Below are 17,709 nucleotides of genomic sequence, written 5' to 3' on the forward strand. Positions count from 1 at the left end.
AATATCCAATCCAAATTTATCAGCAATTACCACAAATTTTCTAATAGATCAAAATTAATCAAATCACGATAAATTTTGCCATTTGATAAAAATTTTTAAAAAATTAAAAAAATAAATGAGGTTGATATGCACTGCCCATTTTGTAATGATGAAGATACCAAAGTGATCGATTCGCGTCTGGCGGCAGAAGGGGCGCAAGTTCGTCGTCGTCGTCAGTGTGTGTCCTGCGGCGAGCGATTTGTGACTTTTGAGATTTATGAAGTGGTGATGCCGCGTATCGTCAAATCCAGTGGACGCGTTGAGCCTTATGATCAGGCCAAATTACGCCGTTCGATCGCCCTACCGCTACAAAAGCGCCCCATCAGCGCCGATGAGATCGAAGCGACCATCAGCCGTATCGAGCAAGCGGTGCGCAAGACTGGCGAGCGCGAAGTAACCAGCAAGAAGCTTGGTGAGATCGTGATGAGTGAACTTAAGGCGCTGGACGATGTGGCGTATGTTCGCTTTGCCAGCGTGTATCGCGACTTTCAGGACATCAGCGAGTTTCGCGCTGAGCTTGATAAAATCACTCCAGCTAATGCTGCGCAGATGGATGAATCATGATGCAGTCGACTGATGTGTATTATATGACGCTTGCCATCGCCGAAGCGAAAAAAGGCGAGTTCACCACGCGTCCGAATCCTGCAGTCGGCTGTGTGTTGGTCAAAGACGGCAAGGTGATTGGTGCGGGTCATCACCCCAGGGCGGGACTTCGCCATGCTGAGATTTACGCCATGCAGAATGCGACTGCGTGCGGCCATGACATTGCAGGTGCGACCGCCTATGTCACGCTTGAGCCGTGCAGTCATACGGGGCGCACGCCGCCATGTGCTGATGCACTAATCGCTGCACGCGTCGCCAAAGTGGTGATCGCCTGTCTTGACAGCAATCCAAAGGTCGCGGGCAATGGCGTAGCAAAGCTGACAGCCGCAGGTATCGAAGTTGTTGTCGGAGTTTGTGAAGCACAAGCGCGCGCCTTGAATGCAGGATTTTTAAAGGCGATGGCGACAGGTATGCCTTATGTGCGGCTGAAAGTTGGCGCAAGCCTTGATGGTCGCACGGCGATGGGATCGGGCGAGTCGAAGTGGATCACAAGCGATGCAGCGCGCGAAGATGTGCAGCGACTGCGTGCCAAAAGCGCAGCGATCATCACAGGCAGCGGCACAGTGATGGCTGATGATCCAAGTCTAAATGTGCGCAGTCCATCACTTGGCGTGCCGATAGATACCATTCCACAGCCAAAAATCATCGCCGTCGATCGCGCAGGACAGCTACAGAAGCCCAATGATTATCAAGTCTGTAAGCGAGCTGATACGCTGATTTGGCAAGGGGATTTGACGGAGCTTCTGACGACTTTGGTCAAAGAGCATCAGTGCTATGATGTGCTAGTTGAAGCAGGTGCACGACTATCTGGCGCGTTCATTGCTGCTGATTTGGTCGATGAGCTGATTGTCTATCAAGCGCCTTGTATTTTGGGTGCAGATGCCAGACCGATGTTTGATTTTACGCTTGAAACTTTGGCAGAACAAAAGCGATTTGAGCTTGTGTCTGTTGATAAAATTGGTACGGACATTCGCCAAATTTACCATAAATTAGCTTAATTGACTGTATAGTAGATTTGGCAATAAAACAAGTTATCCACAGCTTGATTTGTATGAAAATTAGACAAATGAAAGGCTTAAAATGTTTCATGTGAAACTGTGGATAACTGCTAAAACCATATGATTTTCTGAGTTAATTTTTATCATAAAATATTGATTTTTAATGATTTTATATAAAAATTAGCTCGTAGAAGTATTTTATAAATCCCTTGTGGATAACTTTGATTTTGCCAAATTGCTTGAAAAAGATACACAATAACCAAATAAAGTTATCCACAACCCAATCAATAACAATAAGAGAAAAACCATGTTTACAGGAATTATTGAAACCACAGGTACAATCAAGGCGGTCAATCAAGTTGGTGGTGATGTTGAACTTGTCATCTCTGCGCCTGATTTGGATTTTGGTGATGTGCAATTGGGCGATTCGATCGCGTCAAACGGCATCTGTCTGACGGTGGTATCCATCGGTGATAAGAGCTACGCGGTGGATGTTTCCCGTGAAACCTTGAGCAAATCGGCACTGAAAAACTGGCGTGTCGGCGATACCATCAATCTAGAAAAAGCGATGTTGCCAACCACGCGATTTGGCGGTCATATCGTCGCAGGTCATGTCGATGGTGTCGGCGTGGTGCGCCACATCGCCAAAGACGCACGCTCGATTTATATCGAGATCGAGATTCCTAGCGAGCTGATGCGCTATACAGCCGATAAAGGCTCGATCACTGTCGATGGCATCAGCCTTACCAGCAATGCCATCAAGCCTGCACAAAACTTGGTGTGTTTAAACATCATCCCACACACTGCTGAGCGCACCAACATTGCGCGTCACTGGTCGGTGGGTGCATTGGTGAATATCGAAGTGGATTTGGTCGCGCGCTACCTTGAGCGACTGCTGCTGTCGAATAAAACTGACAGCAAACCAATCAGTAATATCACCGAAGAGACATTAGCGAAAGCTGGATTTATCTGATGATTTTAAGTAAATATTTATAATAAACGCATGATTAATTATTGAAATGTTTCTAATATTATTTTAGTTAAAATTAATAATTAATCAATATTGTAATTTTAATAAATATTTTAAAATATAGAAATTCTTATCAAAAGTAGTGGATTATGAGTCTAATCAACACCCAATCAGGCAAGCTGCGCGTGGTATTTGCGGGGACACCTGAATTTGCAGCGGTCAGTCTTAAGCATCTGATTTCGCATCAAGATGATCTAAATATCGAGATCGTCGCTGTCTATACACAGCCAGATCGCAAATCAGGGCGTGGGCAAAAAGTCACCCCATCGCCTGTCAAGCAAGTGGCATTGGCACATGATATTGCTGTTGAGCAGCCTGTGAGCTTTAGCTTAAAGCATGAGTTTGGGCAAGTTTCACGTGAAACTTTAGCAGCGTATCACCCCGATGTCATGGTGGTGGCTGCCTATGGTTTGATCTTGCCGCTGGGTGTGCTTAATACGCCAAGCCTAGGTTGTATCAATATTCATGGTTCGCTGCTGCCAAAATGGCGCGGCGCTGCACCGATTCAGCGTGCGATCTTGGCAGGTGATGAGAAGACGGGCATCACCATCATGCAGATGGCACAAGGACTGGACACAGGCGATATGCTGTATAAGATGGAATGCGACATCAGTGATACCGATACCACGCAAAGTTTGCATGATAAGCTTGCGGAATTGGGCGCGCAGGCTGTTGCGACTGTCTTGGCTGATTTGCCAAAATATCAGGCAGCAGCAGTGGTGCAAGATGATGCACTTGCCAATTATGCTGAAAAAATCCATACCGCCGATGGGCAGATCAATTGGCAAAATTCTGCTTATTATATCCAGCGACAAATCCGCGCATTGAACTGCTTTACCCATCTGAATGGTGAGCGTATCAAGGTAATCTCAGCCATGCCAATTAAAGCGGATCAAGTGACAACAGTCGCCGCTGGTACGGTGATTAGTGTCGGCAAAAATGCTATCTTGGTTTCATGTGGAACAGATGATACAGGTGTACAGCATTTGATCAATATCACAAGCCTACAATGGGCAGGCGGCAAGCTGCTAACTTCAGAACAAATTGCCAATTCAGATAAAATTAATGATGGCGATGTATTCGAGATGATTGTCAATGAGTGATATTATCAAAAAACTGAACAATAAAAAGCTATCTAGCCGCGCTAAAGTTATCTTAGTTATTGAAGAAATTTTACACGGGAAGTCATTATCAACCCTGCTTGATGAATTATTGGTAGGGGTGGATGAGCAGGACCGCGGCTTTGTGCATGAGCTGACACTTGGCACGCTGCGCCATTGGTGGGCATTATCACGCATTCATGAAAGTCTGATCGAAAAAGCACCGACAGATCACGGCGTGGTCGCTGCACTAAATATTGGACTGTATCAGCTTTTGTACATGAATACCGCACATTATGCCGCGATCAATGATACGGTAGAATCGCTAAAATCTTTGGATAAAGGTTATAGCGCAGGTCTTGTTAATGCGGTATTGCGCAAGATACAAAAATCTGCTGCCAAATACCAAAAAAAGGTGCAAAAAAACCACAGCCTACCCAATTGGCTTGCCAAGCAGCTTAAGCAAGATTGGGTGGAATACTATGATGAATTGGGTGTACAGTTAAGATGCCCTGCGCCGATTTTCCTGCGCGTCAATACACGCAAAATTAGCACCACTGATTATTCACAATTACTAACAAATAATAATATCGCTCATACGCTGATGCCGTTGGGTTTGGCAGATGCTACAACCATTCGTTTGGATGAGCAGATGCGCATCACTGCCCTGCCGCATTTTGCTGATGGTTATGTCAGTGTGCAGGATATGTACGCGCAGCTGACAGCGTATTTATTGGCGGATTATCTGCCCAAATCTACCGATGACACACCTGACCACCATCCAAAACGCGTGCTGGATATGTGCTGCGCCCCTGGTGGCAAGACAGCACAGCTGCTCGAAATGTTTCACATGAAACATCTGACTGCCATCGATAATGACGCGCATCGCCTAAAGCGCGTGCATGAAAACTTATCGCGATTGGGCTTGGATGATGCGCGCGCAAGCATTGTGACGGCTGATGGTACGACTTGGCAGGCTGATGAGCCATTCGATGTTGTTGTGCTTGATGCGCCTTGCACCGCCACGGGCGTGATTCGTCGCCACCCTGACATTGCACTGCTACGAAGTGCTGATGATGTCATTAATACGGTTGAATTGCAGCGGCAAATCCTTGAAAATACTTGGCGGCAGCTGAAAACTGGTGGCGTGCTTTTGTATGTTACTTGCTCGATTTTAAAGGCGGAAAATGAGCAGCAACTAAGCAGTTTTCTAGCCAATCACAGCGATGCCAAAGCTGTGCCATTTACACTGAATCTGCCAAACCAAATCGCCCAAAGTGTCGGCTATCAATGCTTGCCAATCGATGCACAAGGCGGTGATGGCTTTTATTATGCACTGCTAGAAAAAGTGGCGTAAATCGGCAATTTTCGCTATCTTGTGATTGGCAAAATGTGCTAGAATTAATAAATTTTATTAGGCAGACGCCCAGAGCGCGCCGAAACTATAGCTTGGAGAGATTATGCAATATATCAGCACTCGTGGTCAGACCGCACCGATGCAATTTAGCGATGTGCTTTTGATGGGTCTAGCCCCAGATGGCGGCTTGATGTTACCTGAAGTGTATCCACAGATTGATGCTGCAACTTTGGATAAATGGCGTACACTTGGTTATACCGATCTTGCTTTTGAGATTATGTCACTGTTCGCAACCGATATTCCAAGCGAAGATTTGCGTAAGATTATTAATAATACCTACACAATTGAAGCGTTTGGCAGCGATGAAATTATCCCTGTGACTAAGCTTACTGACAACATCAGCTTGCTTGAATTATCAAACGGCCCGACGCTTGCTTTTAAAGATGTGGCGATGCAGTTTTTGGGCAATGCCTTTGAATATGCACTTAAGCAAAAAGGCGAGCGTCTGACCATTATCGGCGCGACATCGGGCGATACGGGCAGTGCGGCAGAATACGCTTTGCGCGGTAAAGAAAATGTCGAAGTGTTCATGATGTCGCCGCATGGCAAGATGAGTGCGTTTCAGCGTGCGCAAATGTACAGCCTAGACGATGCCAATATCCATAATATCGCCATCGAAGGGATGTTTGATGACTGTCAAGACATCGTCAAAGCTTTGCAAGAAGATGCGGCATTTAAGGCAAAATACAGCCTTGGCACGGTAAACTCAATCAACTGGGGTCGTATTCTTGCGCAGATCGTGTATTATTTTAAAGGCTATTTTGCTGCGACACAAAGCAATAATCAAAAGGTGAGCTTCTGTGTGCCATCGGGCAACTTCGGCAACATCTGCGCAGGTCATATCGCGCGCGAGATGGGCCTGCCAATCGATCGCTTGATCGTCGCGACCAATGAGAACGATGTATTGAATGAGTTTTTCAATACGGGCAAATACATTCCGCGCACATCGGATAAAACTTTTGTGACTTCAAGCCCGTCGATGGATATTTCTAAGGCGTCAAACTTTGAGCGTTTTGTGTTCTTGTTGCTTGATAAAGATGCTGATAAAGTAAATAGTCTGTTTAATGATGTGAAACAAGGTAAGGGCTTTGATTTGTCAGATAAATTATCGCAAGTCCAAGCGCAGTTTGGCTTTGTCGCTGGTAAATCAGTGCATCAAGACCGCCTAAACACCATCAAAGCAATTTATGAACAAACCCATCGCCTGATCGATCCGCACACCGCTGATGGCGTCAAAGTGGCACTGGAAGTGGCAAAAGATGGCGAAGTGATTTTGGTGGCGGAGACGGCGTTGCCTGCGAAGTTTGAAGAAACTATGCATGAAGCGGTTGGCGCAGTTGAGTTGCCACGCCCTGCGCACACGGTAGGTCTTGAAGATAAGCCACAGTATGTCACCGTGCTTGCTAATGATGCGCAAGCGGTCGCGGCATTGATCGCTGACAAGGTTGCGCCGCGCTAAATGAGCTACCAAGCCTTTGATGACAAGCAGGCGGTATTAGCGCTGTGGTATATTGTCAATACTTCGCTTGCGGCGTTTTATAAGCTTGTCGCGCACTGTGGTGATGCCAAAGCTGTTTTACTCAGTGACCCTGCTGTTTGGCAGGGTCTTGGCATTCATGCGGCACACCAAAAGCGTTGGCAGGATGCGGTCGATGTCACTGCTTTCATTGATAAAGTAGCGTATGATGTCGGCTGTGGCAGTTATGGGCTGCTAATCGTCGGTGATGCAGCTTATCCATCGGTATTGGCTGAGCTGTATGATCCGCCGCCTGTGCTGTTTTATCGTGGTAATGTCGCGCGTTTAAATGATAAACAAATCGCCATCGTCGGCAGTCGTAATCCAACTGAATCGGCGCAAAAAATCACTTTTGATTTGGCACAGTATTTGGCGCAAGCAGGCTTTGTGGTGACTAGTGGTCTTGCGCAAGGAGTGGATCGGCAGGCGCATTTGGGCGCACTGGCGCAGCTGCCAAGCCTGTCAGGGCGTACGGTGGGTGTGATGGGCACGGGCATTGATGTGATTTATCCGCGCAATCATAACGCGCTGTTTGCCCAGATTATCAAAGATGGCGGCTGCTTAATCAGTGAACTTCTGCCATCGACGCCAGCAAGCAAGCATACTTTTCCGCGGCGCAATCGCTTGGTGGCAGGCTTATCAAAAGCTGTCATCGTCACCGAAGCTGCTCTACAAAGCGGCTCGTTGATCACCGCGCGCCTGTGTGCTGAGCAAGGCAAGCAAGTGTTCGCTGTGCCAAGCAGTATCGATAATGCTAATGCTGAAGGTTGCCACCATCTGATTCGCGAAGGGGCGACGCTGATTTATCATCCTGATCAGATTTTAGAAGATGTCAATTTGCAAGATGATGAATTTTTTAGCGCGCTGCCCAAGACCTTTAGCCAAGGCAATACGCTGTATGGCGAGACGCCAAAAGCCGCTGAGACTGAAAATTCTGCTAAATCTGCACCCGCTTCAACTGCGCAAACAGCCACTCAGCCTGTTGCTATTCCTGAAAATCTGCAAGGCTTATATGCACTGATGGATACGCCCAAGGATTTGGACGCTTTGGTGATGGCAAGTGGTCAAGATGTCGGCAGTTTACTTGCAAATTTAATGGAGCTTGAGATTTTGGGTGTGATTACACAGGTGGGTGGTCGCTATGGTAGATGCTAAGATTTTTCGCCAAGAGATGCTGACTGAAGCGGCAGCATATTTGCACGCAGGTGGTGTGCTTGCCTATCCGAGCGAGAGCGTGTGGGGATTGGGCTGTGATGCCTTTGATGCTGCTGCACTTGAGCGGGTGATTGCACTGAAATCTCGTGATGTTGGCAAGGGCTTGATTGTCTTGACTGACAGCGCCGATCGGCTTGGGTCGCTGCTGAATGTTTCACATGAAACATTCCTTGATATTGACCAATTGCAGCAGTATTCGCTGAATTTTACTCAAGAACACGCGCGTGCTTTGACTTGGCTTGTACCTGTCAAATCAGGCGTTCTGCCCAAAGTCTTGACAGGTGCGCATACATCGCTTGCGGTGCGTATCACCACACATCCGCTGCTTGCCAAGCTGTGCGCCGAGATGGTAAGCGCGCACAATCCTTATGGCTTGTTGGTCTCGACCAGTTGCAATCTATCAGGACAAGCACCTGCCACGACACTTGATACTGCGATGGCAGCATTTGGCGATCGTGTGGCTTATCTGGATGCTGAAGGGCTAGGCTTTGATCAGCCAAGCTGTATCATGGATTTGGTGACGGGTAAGGTGCTGCGTTGAATTTTTTATCGTCTGCCAACTTTGAAATATACTTAAGTCAAAATCACTTGTAGTAATAACCGTACAACTTCGCTTATTCCTGATCTTTTTTCAAATTTTTTATGCTTTTAAAATGGCTGATTTTTCAGCAAAAAACACCGCCTATTCAATTAAGCGGTGTTTTGTTTTTATGTGCTAAACAAGGGGGTGGTTAGGATGGTTTTTTGGCAAAGACTAATTTGACAATCTGCCAAGCTACTGCCACCGCACCGATGATGAATACCACATCACCAAAGGTGCGCACCCAACGCAAGGTCTCAAGAAACCCTTGCTGCATAAAGCCTTCGCTACGCGCATACCACAAGCCTTCGGTGATGGCGGCGTGCGCTTGGAAGATACCGATTGGCAACAGACTGGTGGCGATCATCAGTACCAGACCAATATTCAGTGCCCAAAAACCAAGCTTCATCAGCTTATCATCAAAGCGATGCTCAGGGCGCAGATAGCGCACGATCAGCAGCACAAAGCCTAGTGCCAAGAAGCCATACACCCCGAACAAGGCAGCGTGTGCGTGCACTGCGGTGGTGTTCAAGCCTTGTAGATAGAACAGTGAGATCGGCGGATTGATCATAAAGCCGAACACGCCCGCACCAAGCATATTCCAAAACGCCACAGCGGTGAAGAATAGGATTGGCCATTTCAGTTTTTGCATCCAAGGCGCTTGATGCTGCTTAGAATAATGCTCATAGCCTTCATAGCCAAGCACCACCAATGGCACAACTTCTAAGGCTGAGAAAGACGCACCCATCGCCATAATCGGCGTGGTCGTACCTGTAAAGTACAAGTGATGGAAAGTGCCTGGAATGCCGCCGACCAAGAACAGTGCCGCTGATGCGATGGCAGAACCTGTGGCAGTGCGATAGCTGACCAAGCCCAAATTATAAAAGATAAAGGCAAATGATGCAGTGGCAAAGACTTCAAAAAAGCCTTCTACCCACAGATGCACCACCCACCAGCGCCAGTATTCCATGATGGCGATGTTGGTGCGCTCACCGTAGAACAGCCCTGAGCCATAGAACAGACCCACGCACAGCACCGATGCGACGAAGATGGCAAGTAGGTTTTTGTCGCCGTATTGTTTAAAGCCATTGACCCAGCCACGCATCATCAGTACAAGCCAAATCAGCACACCGACCCATTTTAGGATTTGCCAAAAACGACCCAAATCGACATATTCATAGCCCTGATGACCGAACCAGAAATTCAGATCGGCAGGCAAAATATGCGCGATGGCGAAGTACTGCGACGCAAACGAGCCGACACAGACAATGATGAGAGCTACCCACAGAATATCCACGCCAAGCTTTTGGAACTTAGGATCTTTACCACCATTAATAATCGGTGTCAAAAATAGACCCGCTGCCAAAAATGCTGTCGCAATCCAAAACAGCGCAAGCTGAATGTGCCATGTGCGTAGCAGTGAATAAGGCAGATAATCAGACAGCTGAATGCCGTAGAAGGCTTGACCTTCGACCGTGTAGTGTGCGACGACGCCAGCGACGAAGACTTGGGCGACGAATAATGCCGCGACCAAAAAGCCATATTTGCCCAGTGCTTTTTGTGATGGGGTTAGCGCAAGCTTGGTCAAAGGATCGGCACTTGGCGCGTGAATGACTTCTTCTTCGGGTTTTTTAAACGCCCAAATCCAAATCATAAAGCCCACACCTGCGATCAAAAATACCACCGATGCGATCGACCAAATAATATTCTCGGCGGTCGGTACATTGTCAATCAATGGCTCATGCGGCCAGTTATTGGTAAAAGTCGCATCCGTGCCAGGGCGTTCAGCTGATGCAATCCAACTGGTCCAAAAGAAAAAATCCGCCAAGCGTTCACGCGCAGTGACATCAGGTAAGGTGTTGTTTTTCATCGCGAAACTTTCGCGCGTACCGACAAGCTCAGGTGTATCACCATACAGATCGATGTAATACGGCGCAACCGCTTCGATCGCTTGGATGCGCGCATCAGACAGCACAACCGTCTCAGTGCCATTGGCAGCGCTGCTGCGATATTCTTGCTTCATCTGCTCATTGATGCCTGCTTGTTCAGCGGCACTTAGTTCATCGAATGCCTTATTGTACAGTGCTTTGGCTTGGATATTTTGATAAGCGACAAGCTCGCGATGCAGCCAGTCGGCTGTCCAGTCAGGCGCTTGATACGCACCGTGACCAAGCACAGAGCCCAGCTGCATACCGCCTGTGGTCTGCCATGCCGATTGACCATCCAAAATGTCTTTTTCGGTCATGATGACATCGCCCTGACTGCTGACGAACTGCGTAGGAATTGGTGGTGCTTGGCGATAGACCTCGACACCGCCCCAGCCCAATAGGGTAAAGGCGATGAGCAAGGTGCCGATCAGCCAATACCAATGCTTTTTATAATTACCCATCTCTTGCTCCTTGTGGCTTGATAGGGAAAAAATGATCAGAAAAAAGTGTGGATCAACTTGGAAAAATTAAAAGATATATATAAAATACATCTTTACAAGCGTAATTTTACGAGCATTGGTAGAAAAAATCAAGTAAGCGTGTTTAAAAATCTTAAAAATCGCTCAGTCAAGCAGCGCAAGCAGCTCGTCTTTATTTTTGATAAAATCATCCAGTGTATAGCGATCCAACACCGCCATAAAAGCTTCGGTGGCTTCGGCGATGGCGGATTTGAGCGTGCAGGCAGGGGCAATGACACAAAATTCATTGCTCGTGGTGCTAAAATCAACCGTCGGAATGCGCGCAGGGTTATTGCTACTGTGATCATCACGATCTTGGTACAGTTCATCAAAGCACTGTACCAGTGCAAAATCATGCTCCGTATAGCGAAACAGCTGACCGATATTGATATCACGCGGATGCATCGCCAGACGGATGCCGCCATTTTTGCCGCGCACGGTGTCGATGTAGCCAAGTTTGCTTAGCTGATGGATGATTTTGGTGAGATGGTTTTTGGAAATGTTGTACGCTTGGGCGATGTCGCTGATATTCACAATCTCATCGCTGCGTGGTTTGACCGCCAAATAAATCAACGAACGCAAAGCAAAATCACTATACTGGGTCAGTCTCATGAATATCACCAAAACAAATCAATGCACCATGATGACAAACAATGCACCAATAATCAAATGAAAATTTGTCATACCCAACAAAAAAAGCACCAATTACGGTGCTTTTTTTGTGCAAGGTGTGCGATTTATTTGCGCTTACCGGTCAATAGCTCATAGATGAACAGGATGATGATCGCGCCGATCACTGAGAAGATCAGATAGCTAAAGCCTTGTGTTGCGTCCATCCCAAAAAATCCTGAAATAAATGCACCAACATAAGCGCCCGCGATACCCAAAATGATGGTCAAAATCCAGCCCATGCTGTCTGCACCTGGTTTTAGTGCGCGTGCCAACAAACCAACAACCAAACCTACAATCAATGCCCAAATCATATACTTATCTCCAAAAAATTCAATGAGTTATCTATTTACGCTTAAGCTTATGCTTAAGATTGAGTTTTATTGTAACGAAAGATTATCTTACTGTGGGTAGTTGCTGTGTAAGTAGGGTATGCTTTCGGTAGTAGGGTCTTAATATTCTTACACAACTGTAAGTATGGTCTATGAAATTCAAAAGAATACAGCGACTGCTTGCCTTGCTGTAGGATCGAGCAAAAATTTACACCAGTAGCATCATTATGTAAAGTTAATCAATCACCCATAAAAAACAGCCATCATCTGACGGCTGTTTTTCTTTATAAATCATTCACTTAGCAAGTTTTTTCCACTGTCTCAACGACATTTAGATCAAAGCCTGAGAGTGCATTGAATTTGACTGGGCTTGATAATAGGCGCATATCTTTAACGCCAAGATGTTTTAAGATTTGTGCGCCGACACCGATAGTTTGATAAGGGGCGCGGCGGTTTTTGCTGCTGGTTTGGCTTGGGTTTTTCAAGGTATCAAACGCATCTGCCAAACCCAGTTCATCACCATGACCGATCCATACCAGTACGCCATGCTCAGCATCGCTGATTTCGGCTAGGGCGTTGTGAATCGTCCAGTGGCTGCCTGTGGTGTGGATGCCGAACAAATCTTTCATTGGGCTAAAGCTGTGCACACGCACAGTGCTGACGCCGCCTGCTGTTGGCGTGCCTTTAACGAATGCCAAATGCACATCCTCTGAGCCAAACTCACTAAAGCGATAGGCAGTGAATGCGCCGTGCGCGGTCTCGACTTCAAAATGCTCAACTTCGCTCACCGTCTGCTCGGTCGCCATGCGGTATTGGATCAGATCAGCGATCGTGCCGATTTTTAGCCCATGTTCTTTGGCGAAAATCTCCAAATCATCACGGCGCGCCATCTCGCCATCTGGCTTGATGATCTCGACGATCACAGACGCAGGCTCAAGTCCTGCTAGGCGTGCCAAATCACAGCCTGCTTCGGTGTGTCCAGCGCGGTGCAGCACGCCGCCTTTACGCGCCATGATCGGGAAGATGTGTCCTGGTTGGACGATGTCGGCAGGTTTGGCATTGGCAGCGACAGCCGCACGCACGGTAGTGGCACGATCTGATGCTGAGATGCCAGTGGTGACGCCTTCAGCCGCTTCGATGGATAGGGTGAAATTGGTGCTGAATTTCGCGCCGTTTTTGTCGCTCATCAATGGCAGATCCAGCTGTTTGCAGCGCTCTTCGGTCAAGGTTAAGCACACCAAGCCGCGCGCGTGGGTAATCATAAAGTTGATGGCTTCAGGGGTGATGTGGCTTGCCGCCATGATCAAATCGCCTTCATTTTCGCGGTCTTCATCGTCCATTAAGATGACCATTTTGCCTTGTTTGATGTCTTCGATGATCTCAGAAATGCTGTTCATAGCCATGATTTTTACCTTTTTTATTGTTGTTTATGAAAAATTTTGAAAATCAATCCAAAAAATATGCCACTACTATGGGGGCGTTTGGCTCATTATAAAGGGTTTTGGAAAAATTTGTTAGCCATTTTTTAGCCAATTAATAAAGGCATAACTCGTCTGTTCTTTTTGATTATCGCCAAATTCATAAAAGCGCGCATCCAGTAAATTATCAGGCAAATACTGCTGTGGGTAATAGTGATTGGGATAATCATGCGGATAAATATAGCCGACGCCATAGCCGTCTGATTTCATAAGCCTGGTAACACCATTTCGTAGGTGCAGCGGCACGGGCGATTGGTCGGTTTCGGCAAGTTTCATCGCGGCATTGATGGCGTTGTAGCTGGTGTTTGACTTAGGGCTATTGGCAAGATACACCACCGCTTGCCCCAGAATAATGCGCGCTTCGGGCATACCGATGGACTGCACTGAGCGCAGGGCAGTGTCGGCGATCAGTAGCGCATTGGGATTGGCAAGTCCGATGTCTTCACTGGCAGCGATTACCAGTCTGCGCGCGATAAAGGCAGGATCTTCGCCCGCGCTCAGCATTCGCGCCATCCAGTACAGCGCCGCATCCGCATCCGTGCCGCGGATGGATTTGATCATCGCTGATACCAGATCGTAGTGATTGTCCCCTGATTTGTCATAGCGCACCAGTGACTGCCCTGCCACGGCGGTGACGCTTTGATTATCGATGATCACAGGCTCAGCCCCAGCTGCCACAAGCTCCAACAAATTCAGCGCGCGCCTTCCATCGCCTTGGGATAGGTCGATGAGCGCGGTTAAGTCATTGATGATGATTTGTTTGGTTTTTAGTACGCTATCTTTATAAATAGCGCGGTCGATGAGCGCGGTGATTTCATCGGCGCTTAGGGGGTTTAATTTATACACTTGGCAGCGCGACAGCAGGGCATTATTGACGCTGAACGATGGATTTTCGGTGGTTGCACCAATAAAGGTAATCTCGCCTGTTTCGACCGCTTGTAGTAGTGCATCTTGTTGGGCTTTATTAAAGCGATGAATCTCATCGACGAAGACCACAGGCGGCTCGTGGAATAAGCCATCATCTGCCGTCAGCACTTCGCGCAGCTCTTTGACGCCGCTACTGATGGCGGATAAGGGGCGAAACGGTCGGTTTACCGCATGGGCAAGCAGCATGGCGATCGTCGTCTTGCCAATGCCTGCTGAGCCGTGTAGGATGATCGATGGCAAAAAACCTTGGCGGATGATGTTCGATAAAGGCGCGCCTTGTCCTAATAGATGGCTTTGTCCGATGACATCATCAAGGCGTGTCGGTCGCATTCGTTCGGCGAGTGGTTTCATGGTAAATTGCCCAATAGCAAAAGTTATGCTATTGTAGCATGGATTATTTTTGTGTACCAAACGCAGATATTGCCCAGTCATACTCAGCCACACCCTGTTATCATTTAACCATACCTATGTTCTCCAATCCTTTGACTTATCCTAAGCTTAGCCGTGCCTTGAGTGATGGCGAAAAAGCGATCGCCAAAAGTGTGTTTGGTGATGCCATTGATCTTGAGAGTATTCGGCTAAAGACAGCGTGGTGGGTGCTAAAGGGCTTTGCAGTGTCGCCTAATGGCAATATCTATTTTCACCCTGATGACTGGATGGAAGATGTTTCATGTGAAACATTGATGCGCCGTGCGTGGCTGATCCATGAGCTGACCCATGTGTGGCAGGTGCAGCAAGGGCGTGCGGTGTTTTGGCGAGCATTATTTAACCGCAAATACCGCTATCAATTCGATGGCAAGGATTTTGGTCGCTATGGCGTCGAGCAGCAGGCGCGCATGGTTGAAGAGTATTATATCCGCCGCGAGATGGGATTGGACTGTAGTGCGTGGCAGGCGTGTGTGCCATTTTTGCCTAATTTGCCTGATAAAGAACTTGTCTGATTCTCTAAAGGTTTTTGGCTTTGATAAGTATTTGGTTTGATTTTCTAATTAAAATAATAACAAACTACATTAATACGCTTGCCTAATACCCCAAGTGTTAATTTTTATTATTGATAATGATTTTTATTTTGAATATAATAATAACGATGGCGTGACCAGTTTTGTACCATATCTGATCACTGAATAATAACAAAAGAAAAAAGAGAGCATATTATGTCAAAACGCCTAGCACTATTATCTACAGCTGCCGCACTTGTATTGGCTGCTTGCCAACCTGCCAACCAAACCGATGCCGCCGATGCCAAAAAAAGCGAAAGTGAGCTTGCTCCTGCCATCGCTGCAGCGAGCGCTGATCTGAGCCGTGAAACTGACGCGTACAAAGCATGGGTGAGCGATGAGATCGATCAGTTGGTGACAGGCACGCAAGCTTTCGCCGATGCGCTCAAATCAGGCAATCTTGATGAAGCCAAACGCCTATATCCTTTGGTGCGTATGCACTATGAGCGCAGCGAGCCGATTGCAGAGAGCTTCGGCGATCTTGATCCGCGCATCGATAATCGCGAAGCTGATCTAGAAGCAGGAGAGACATGGACAGGCTTTCATACCATCGAAAAAATTCTTTGGACACAAAACACCACCCAAGGCACTGAAGCCTTGGCGGATCAACTGGTCAATGATGTCAAAGAGCTGCGCGCCAAAATTCCAACGGCTGAAGTCACAGGCGATCTGATGGTACAAGGTTCTGTTGATCTACTAAACGAAGTATCGACCAGTAAGATCACAGGCGAAGAAGAGATTTTCTCAAAAACGGATCTGTATGATTTTAAGGCTAACATCGAAGGTGCTGAGAAGATTTTTGAAATTTTAAAAGATAAAATCAATGCCAAAGATCCTACCTTGGTGAAGGCCTTACAAGAGCGATTCGCCGCGGTCAATGAACTGCTTGCTAAGCACCAAGTCGGCGATCAACATTATAAATCTTATACCGATCTGACCGAAGAAGACACCAAGGCGCTTGCCGAAGCGGTCAATAAATTGGGCGAACCATTGGCACAAATGGGCATTGTCCTAGAATAAACCACACAAAAGCTGGGCATGATGCTCAGCTTTTGACATTTTGGTACTTATGATAAAAAGTCTTTAAATCATCAAGCAAGAATAACAATAACAACAGGGGGTCTTATGACACAAGCACATACACCATCGCGGCGGCGGTTTTTGCAAGGGCTTGGCGCGGCTTCGTTGGCATTGGGTTCGGCATCTTTGGTGGCGTGTCACAGGCAAGATGGCAAGGCGTTAGATGCCACAAGCGATGCATCTGTGCCTGATTTTGCTCGGCTGCGTTATGACTTTTTTGGCGAGCATCAAGCAGGAATCACGACGACTGCGCAGCGGCATATTTATTTTTTGGTCGCGGATCTACATACCGATGACATCGATGCCGTGCGCCAAATGTTCAAAGACTGGACGGCTGCCGCTGCTCGACTGACCCAAGGTGAGAACATCGCTGACTACGGCAAAAATGGCTATGTGCCGCCGACTGATACCGGTGAAGCGGACAGTTTGGGTGCGTATGGCTTGACTTTGACCTTCGGTGTTAGCCGCAGTTTTTTGGATAAATTGGGTTTATCGGATAAAGCACCAGCAGAGTTTCGTGATTTGCCAAATTTTGCGCGTGATCAGATCCGACCTGAGCTATCTGGGGGTGATCTGTGTATCCAAGCCTGCGCCGATGATCCGCAAGTGGCATTCCATGCGGTACGCCAACTGGTACGCCAAGCGCGCTCAACCATCACCATGAAATGGTCGCAAGATGGCTTCACATCGTATGACGACACCGCCCAAACCTCACGCAATCTGTTCGGCTTTAAGGATGGTACCGCCAATGTACTTACGCTCAAAGACGCGGACAAATACATCTGGGCGGACTCTGCACCTTGGCTGACAGGCGGTAGTTATTTGGTGGTACGGGTGATTCAGATGCACCTTGAGACTTGGGATCGCACATCGCTAAAGGGTCAAGAAGAGACCTTCGCGCGGCATCGTGATACAGGCGCGCCACTGGGGCAGGGTGATGAATTTGCTGCCTTTGATCCTGATGCCAAAGATACCAATGGCAAACCTGTGATGCCTGCGGTGGGGCATACCACGCTTGCCAATAAAACAGGCACGCAGATCCTGCGCCGTTCGTATTCGTACGCCAGTGGCATCGATACCAAGACAGGGCAGTTCAATGCAGGATTGCTGTTTATTTCTTTTCAAAAATCCCCTGAGCAATTCATCACCATCCAAAATGCGCTAGGACGCATGGATAAGATGAATGAGTACACCACGCACATCGGCAGCGGGCTGTTTGCGTGCTTTGGTGGGGTGAAATCGGGCGAATATTTGGGTCAAGCACTGCTTGAGATGGCATAA

The 17,709-nt window shown here is 47.5% G+C and carries 16 protein-coding genes; 11 read left to right on the forward strand and 5 right to left on the reverse strand.

Annotated elements, in window-relative coordinates:
- The first annotated feature begins 126 nt into the window (after positions 1-126).
- The 8 genes from nrdR (at position 127) to NGM44_RS05535 (ending at position 8,459) form a co-directional block, all read left to right on the forward strand.
- Positions 127-603, forward strand: a complete 477-nt coding sequence (gene nrdR, locus NGM44_RS05500) for a transcriptional regulator NrdR (RefSeq protein WP_253224577.1) — start codon at positions 127-129, stop codon at positions 601-603.
- Entirely contained in the window at positions 600-1,640 is a 1,041-nt protein-coding gene (ribD, locus tag NGM44_RS05505) for a bifunctional diaminohydroxyphosphoribosylaminopyrimidine deaminase/5-amino-6-(5-phosphoribosylamino)uracil reductase RibD (protein ID WP_253224578.1), read from the forward strand. The genes nrdR and ribD overlap by 4 nt, the downstream gene beginning before the upstream one ends.
- Positions 1,641-1,947: 307 nt before the next feature.
- Positions 1,948-2,613 (forward strand): riboflavin synthase, encoded by a 666-nt coding sequence (locus NGM44_RS05510; protein ID WP_253224579.1) that lies wholly within the window; start codon positions 1,948-1,950, stop codon positions 2,611-2,613.
- Positions 2,614-2,759: 146 nt separating this feature from the next.
- The gene (fmt, locus tag NGM44_RS05515) at positions 2,760-3,773 is read left to right on the forward strand and encodes a methionyl-tRNA formyltransferase (RefSeq protein WP_253224580.1); all 1,014 of its coding nucleotides are present in this window, start codon (positions 2,760-2,762) and stop codon (positions 3,771-3,773) included.
- Positions 3,766-5,127, forward strand: coding sequence for a 16S rRNA (cytosine(967)-C(5))-methyltransferase RsmB (gene rsmB, locus NGM44_RS05520; RefSeq protein ID WP_253224581.1), 1,362 nt, complete (start codon positions 3,766-3,768; stop codon positions 5,125-5,127). The genes fmt and rsmB overlap by 8 nt, the downstream gene beginning before the upstream one ends.
- A 103-nt stretch (positions 5,128-5,230) precedes the next feature.
- Positions 5,231-6,646, forward strand: a complete 1,416-nt coding sequence (thrC, locus tag NGM44_RS05525) for a threonine synthase (protein WP_253224582.1) — start codon at positions 5,231-5,233, stop codon at positions 6,644-6,646.
- Positions 6,647-7,858 (forward strand): DNA-processing protein DprA, encoded by a 1,212-nt coding sequence (gene dprA / locus NGM44_RS05530; RefSeq protein WP_253224583.1) that lies wholly within the window; start codon positions 6,647-6,649, stop codon positions 7,856-7,858.
- Positions 7,845-8,459 carry an L-threonylcarbamoyladenylate synthase gene (locus NGM44_RS05535; protein WP_253224584.1) on the forward strand — a complete coding sequence of 205 codons (615 nt, stop codon included), beginning with the start codon at positions 7,845-7,847 and terminating at the stop codon, positions 8,457-8,459. The genes dprA and NGM44_RS05535 overlap by 14 nt, the downstream gene beginning before the upstream one ends.
- Before the next feature lie 190 nt (positions 8,460-8,649).
- On the opposite strand, the gene NGM44_RS05540 is transcribed toward NGM44_RS05535, so the two are convergent.
- From NGM44_RS05540 to NGM44_RS05560, 5 genes are all read right to left on the reverse strand, one after another.
- Entirely contained in the window at positions 8,650-10,887 is a 2,238-nt protein-coding gene (locus NGM44_RS05540) for a nitric-oxide reductase large subunit (RefSeq protein WP_253224585.1), read from the reverse strand.
- A gap of 162 nt (positions 10,888-11,049) precedes the next feature.
- Positions 11,050-11,556 carry an Rrf2 family transcriptional regulator gene (locus NGM44_RS05545; protein WP_253222755.1) on the reverse strand — a complete coding sequence of 169 codons (507 nt, stop codon included), beginning with the start codon at positions 11,554-11,556 and terminating at the stop codon, positions 11,050-11,052.
- A gap of 125 nt (positions 11,557-11,681) precedes the next feature.
- Positions 11,682-11,927, reverse strand: coding sequence for a GlsB/YeaQ/YmgE family stress response membrane protein (locus NGM44_RS05550; protein ID WP_253222756.1), 246 nt, complete (start codon positions 11,925-11,927; stop codon positions 11,682-11,684).
- Positions 11,928-12,244: 317 nt separating this feature from the next.
- Positions 12,245-13,348, reverse strand: a complete 1,104-nt coding sequence (gene ribBA, locus NGM44_RS05555) for a bifunctional 3,4-dihydroxy-2-butanone-4-phosphate synthase/GTP cyclohydrolase II (RefSeq protein WP_253222757.1) — start codon at positions 13,346-13,348, stop codon at positions 12,245-12,247.
- 111 nt (positions 13,349-13,459) lie between these two features.
- A complete protein-coding gene (locus NGM44_RS05560; RefSeq protein ID WP_253222758.1) occupies positions 13,460-14,701 on the reverse strand; it encodes a replication-associated recombination protein A in 1,242 nt (413 codons plus the stop codon).
- A 116-nt stretch (positions 14,702-14,817) separates the two neighbouring features.
- Between NGM44_RS05560 and NGM44_RS05565 the strand changes: the two genes are divergently transcribed.
- From NGM44_RS05565 to efeB, 3 genes are all read left to right on the forward strand, one after another.
- Complete coding sequence (locus tag NGM44_RS05565; protein ID WP_253222759.1) at positions 14,818-15,291, forward strand: type IV secretion protein Rhs; 474 nt, start codon at positions 14,818-14,820, stop codon at positions 15,289-15,291.
- A gap of 213 nt (positions 15,292-15,504) precedes the next feature.
- Positions 15,505-16,368, forward strand: coding sequence for an iron uptake system protein EfeO (gene efeO / locus NGM44_RS05570; RefSeq protein ID WP_253222760.1), 864 nt, complete (start codon positions 15,505-15,507; stop codon positions 16,366-16,368).
- A 105-nt stretch (positions 16,369-16,473) separates the two neighbouring features.
- Entirely contained in the window at positions 16,474-17,709 is a 1,236-nt protein-coding gene (gene efeB, locus NGM44_RS05575) for an iron uptake transporter deferrochelatase/peroxidase subunit (RefSeq protein WP_253222761.1), read from the forward strand.

Origin of the sequence: Moraxella sp. FZFQ2102 (genome assembly GCF_024137865.1) — a bacterium.
Taxonomy (GTDB): domain Bacteria; phylum Pseudomonadota; class Gammaproteobacteria; order Pseudomonadales; family Moraxellaceae; genus Moraxella.

Coding starts and splice junctions, on each gene's coding strand:
- nrdR (WP_253224577.1), top strand. CDS start 127: ATGCACTGCCCATTTTGTAATGATGAAGATACCAAAGTGATCGATTCG.
- ribD (WP_253224578.1), top strand. CDS start 600: ATGATGCAGTCGACTGATGTGTATTATATGACGCTTGCCATCGCCGAA.
- NGM44_RS05510 (WP_253224579.1), top strand. CDS start 1,948: ATGTTTACAGGAATTATTGAAACCACAGGTACAATCAAGGCGGTCAAT.
- fmt (WP_253224580.1), top strand. CDS start 2,760: ATGAGTCTAATCAACACCCAATCAGGCAAGCTGCGCGTGGTATTTGCG.
- rsmB (WP_253224581.1), top strand. CDS start 3,766: ATGAGTGATATTATCAAAAAACTGAACAATAAAAAGCTATCTAGCCGC.
- thrC (WP_253224582.1), top strand. CDS start 5,231: ATGCAATATATCAGCACTCGTGGTCAGACCGCACCGATGCAATTTAGC.
- dprA (WP_253224583.1), top strand. CDS start 6,647: ATGAGCTACCAAGCCTTTGATGACAAGCAGGCGGTATTAGCGCTGTGG.
- NGM44_RS05535 (WP_253224584.1), top strand. CDS start 7,845: ATGGTAGATGCTAAGATTTTTCGCCAAGAGATGCTGACTGAAGCGGCA.
- NGM44_RS05540 (WP_253224585.1), bottom strand. CDS start 10,887: ATGGGTAATTATAAAAAGCATTGGTATTGGCTGATCGGCACCTTGCTC.
- NGM44_RS05545 (WP_253222755.1), bottom strand. CDS start 11,556: ATGAGACTGACCCAGTATAGTGATTTTGCTTTGCGTTCGTTGATTTAT.
- NGM44_RS05550 (WP_253222756.1), bottom strand. CDS start 11,927: ATGATTTGGGCATTGATTGTAGGTTTGGTTGTTGGTTTGTTGGCACGC.
- ribBA (WP_253222757.1), bottom strand. CDS start 13,348: ATGGCTATGAACAGCATTTCTGAGATCATCGAAGACATCAAACAAGGC.
- NGM44_RS05560 (WP_253222758.1), bottom strand. CDS start 14,701: ATGAAACCACTCGCCGAACGAATGCGACCGACACGCCTTGATGATGTC.
- NGM44_RS05565 (WP_253222759.1), top strand. CDS start 14,818: ATGTTCTCCAATCCTTTGACTTATCCTAAGCTTAGCCGTGCCTTGAGT.
- efeO (WP_253222760.1), top strand. CDS start 15,505: ATGTCAAAACGCCTAGCACTATTATCTACAGCTGCCGCACTTGTATTG.
- efeB (WP_253222761.1), top strand. CDS start 16,474: ATGACACAAGCACATACACCATCGCGGCGGCGGTTTTTGCAAGGGCTT.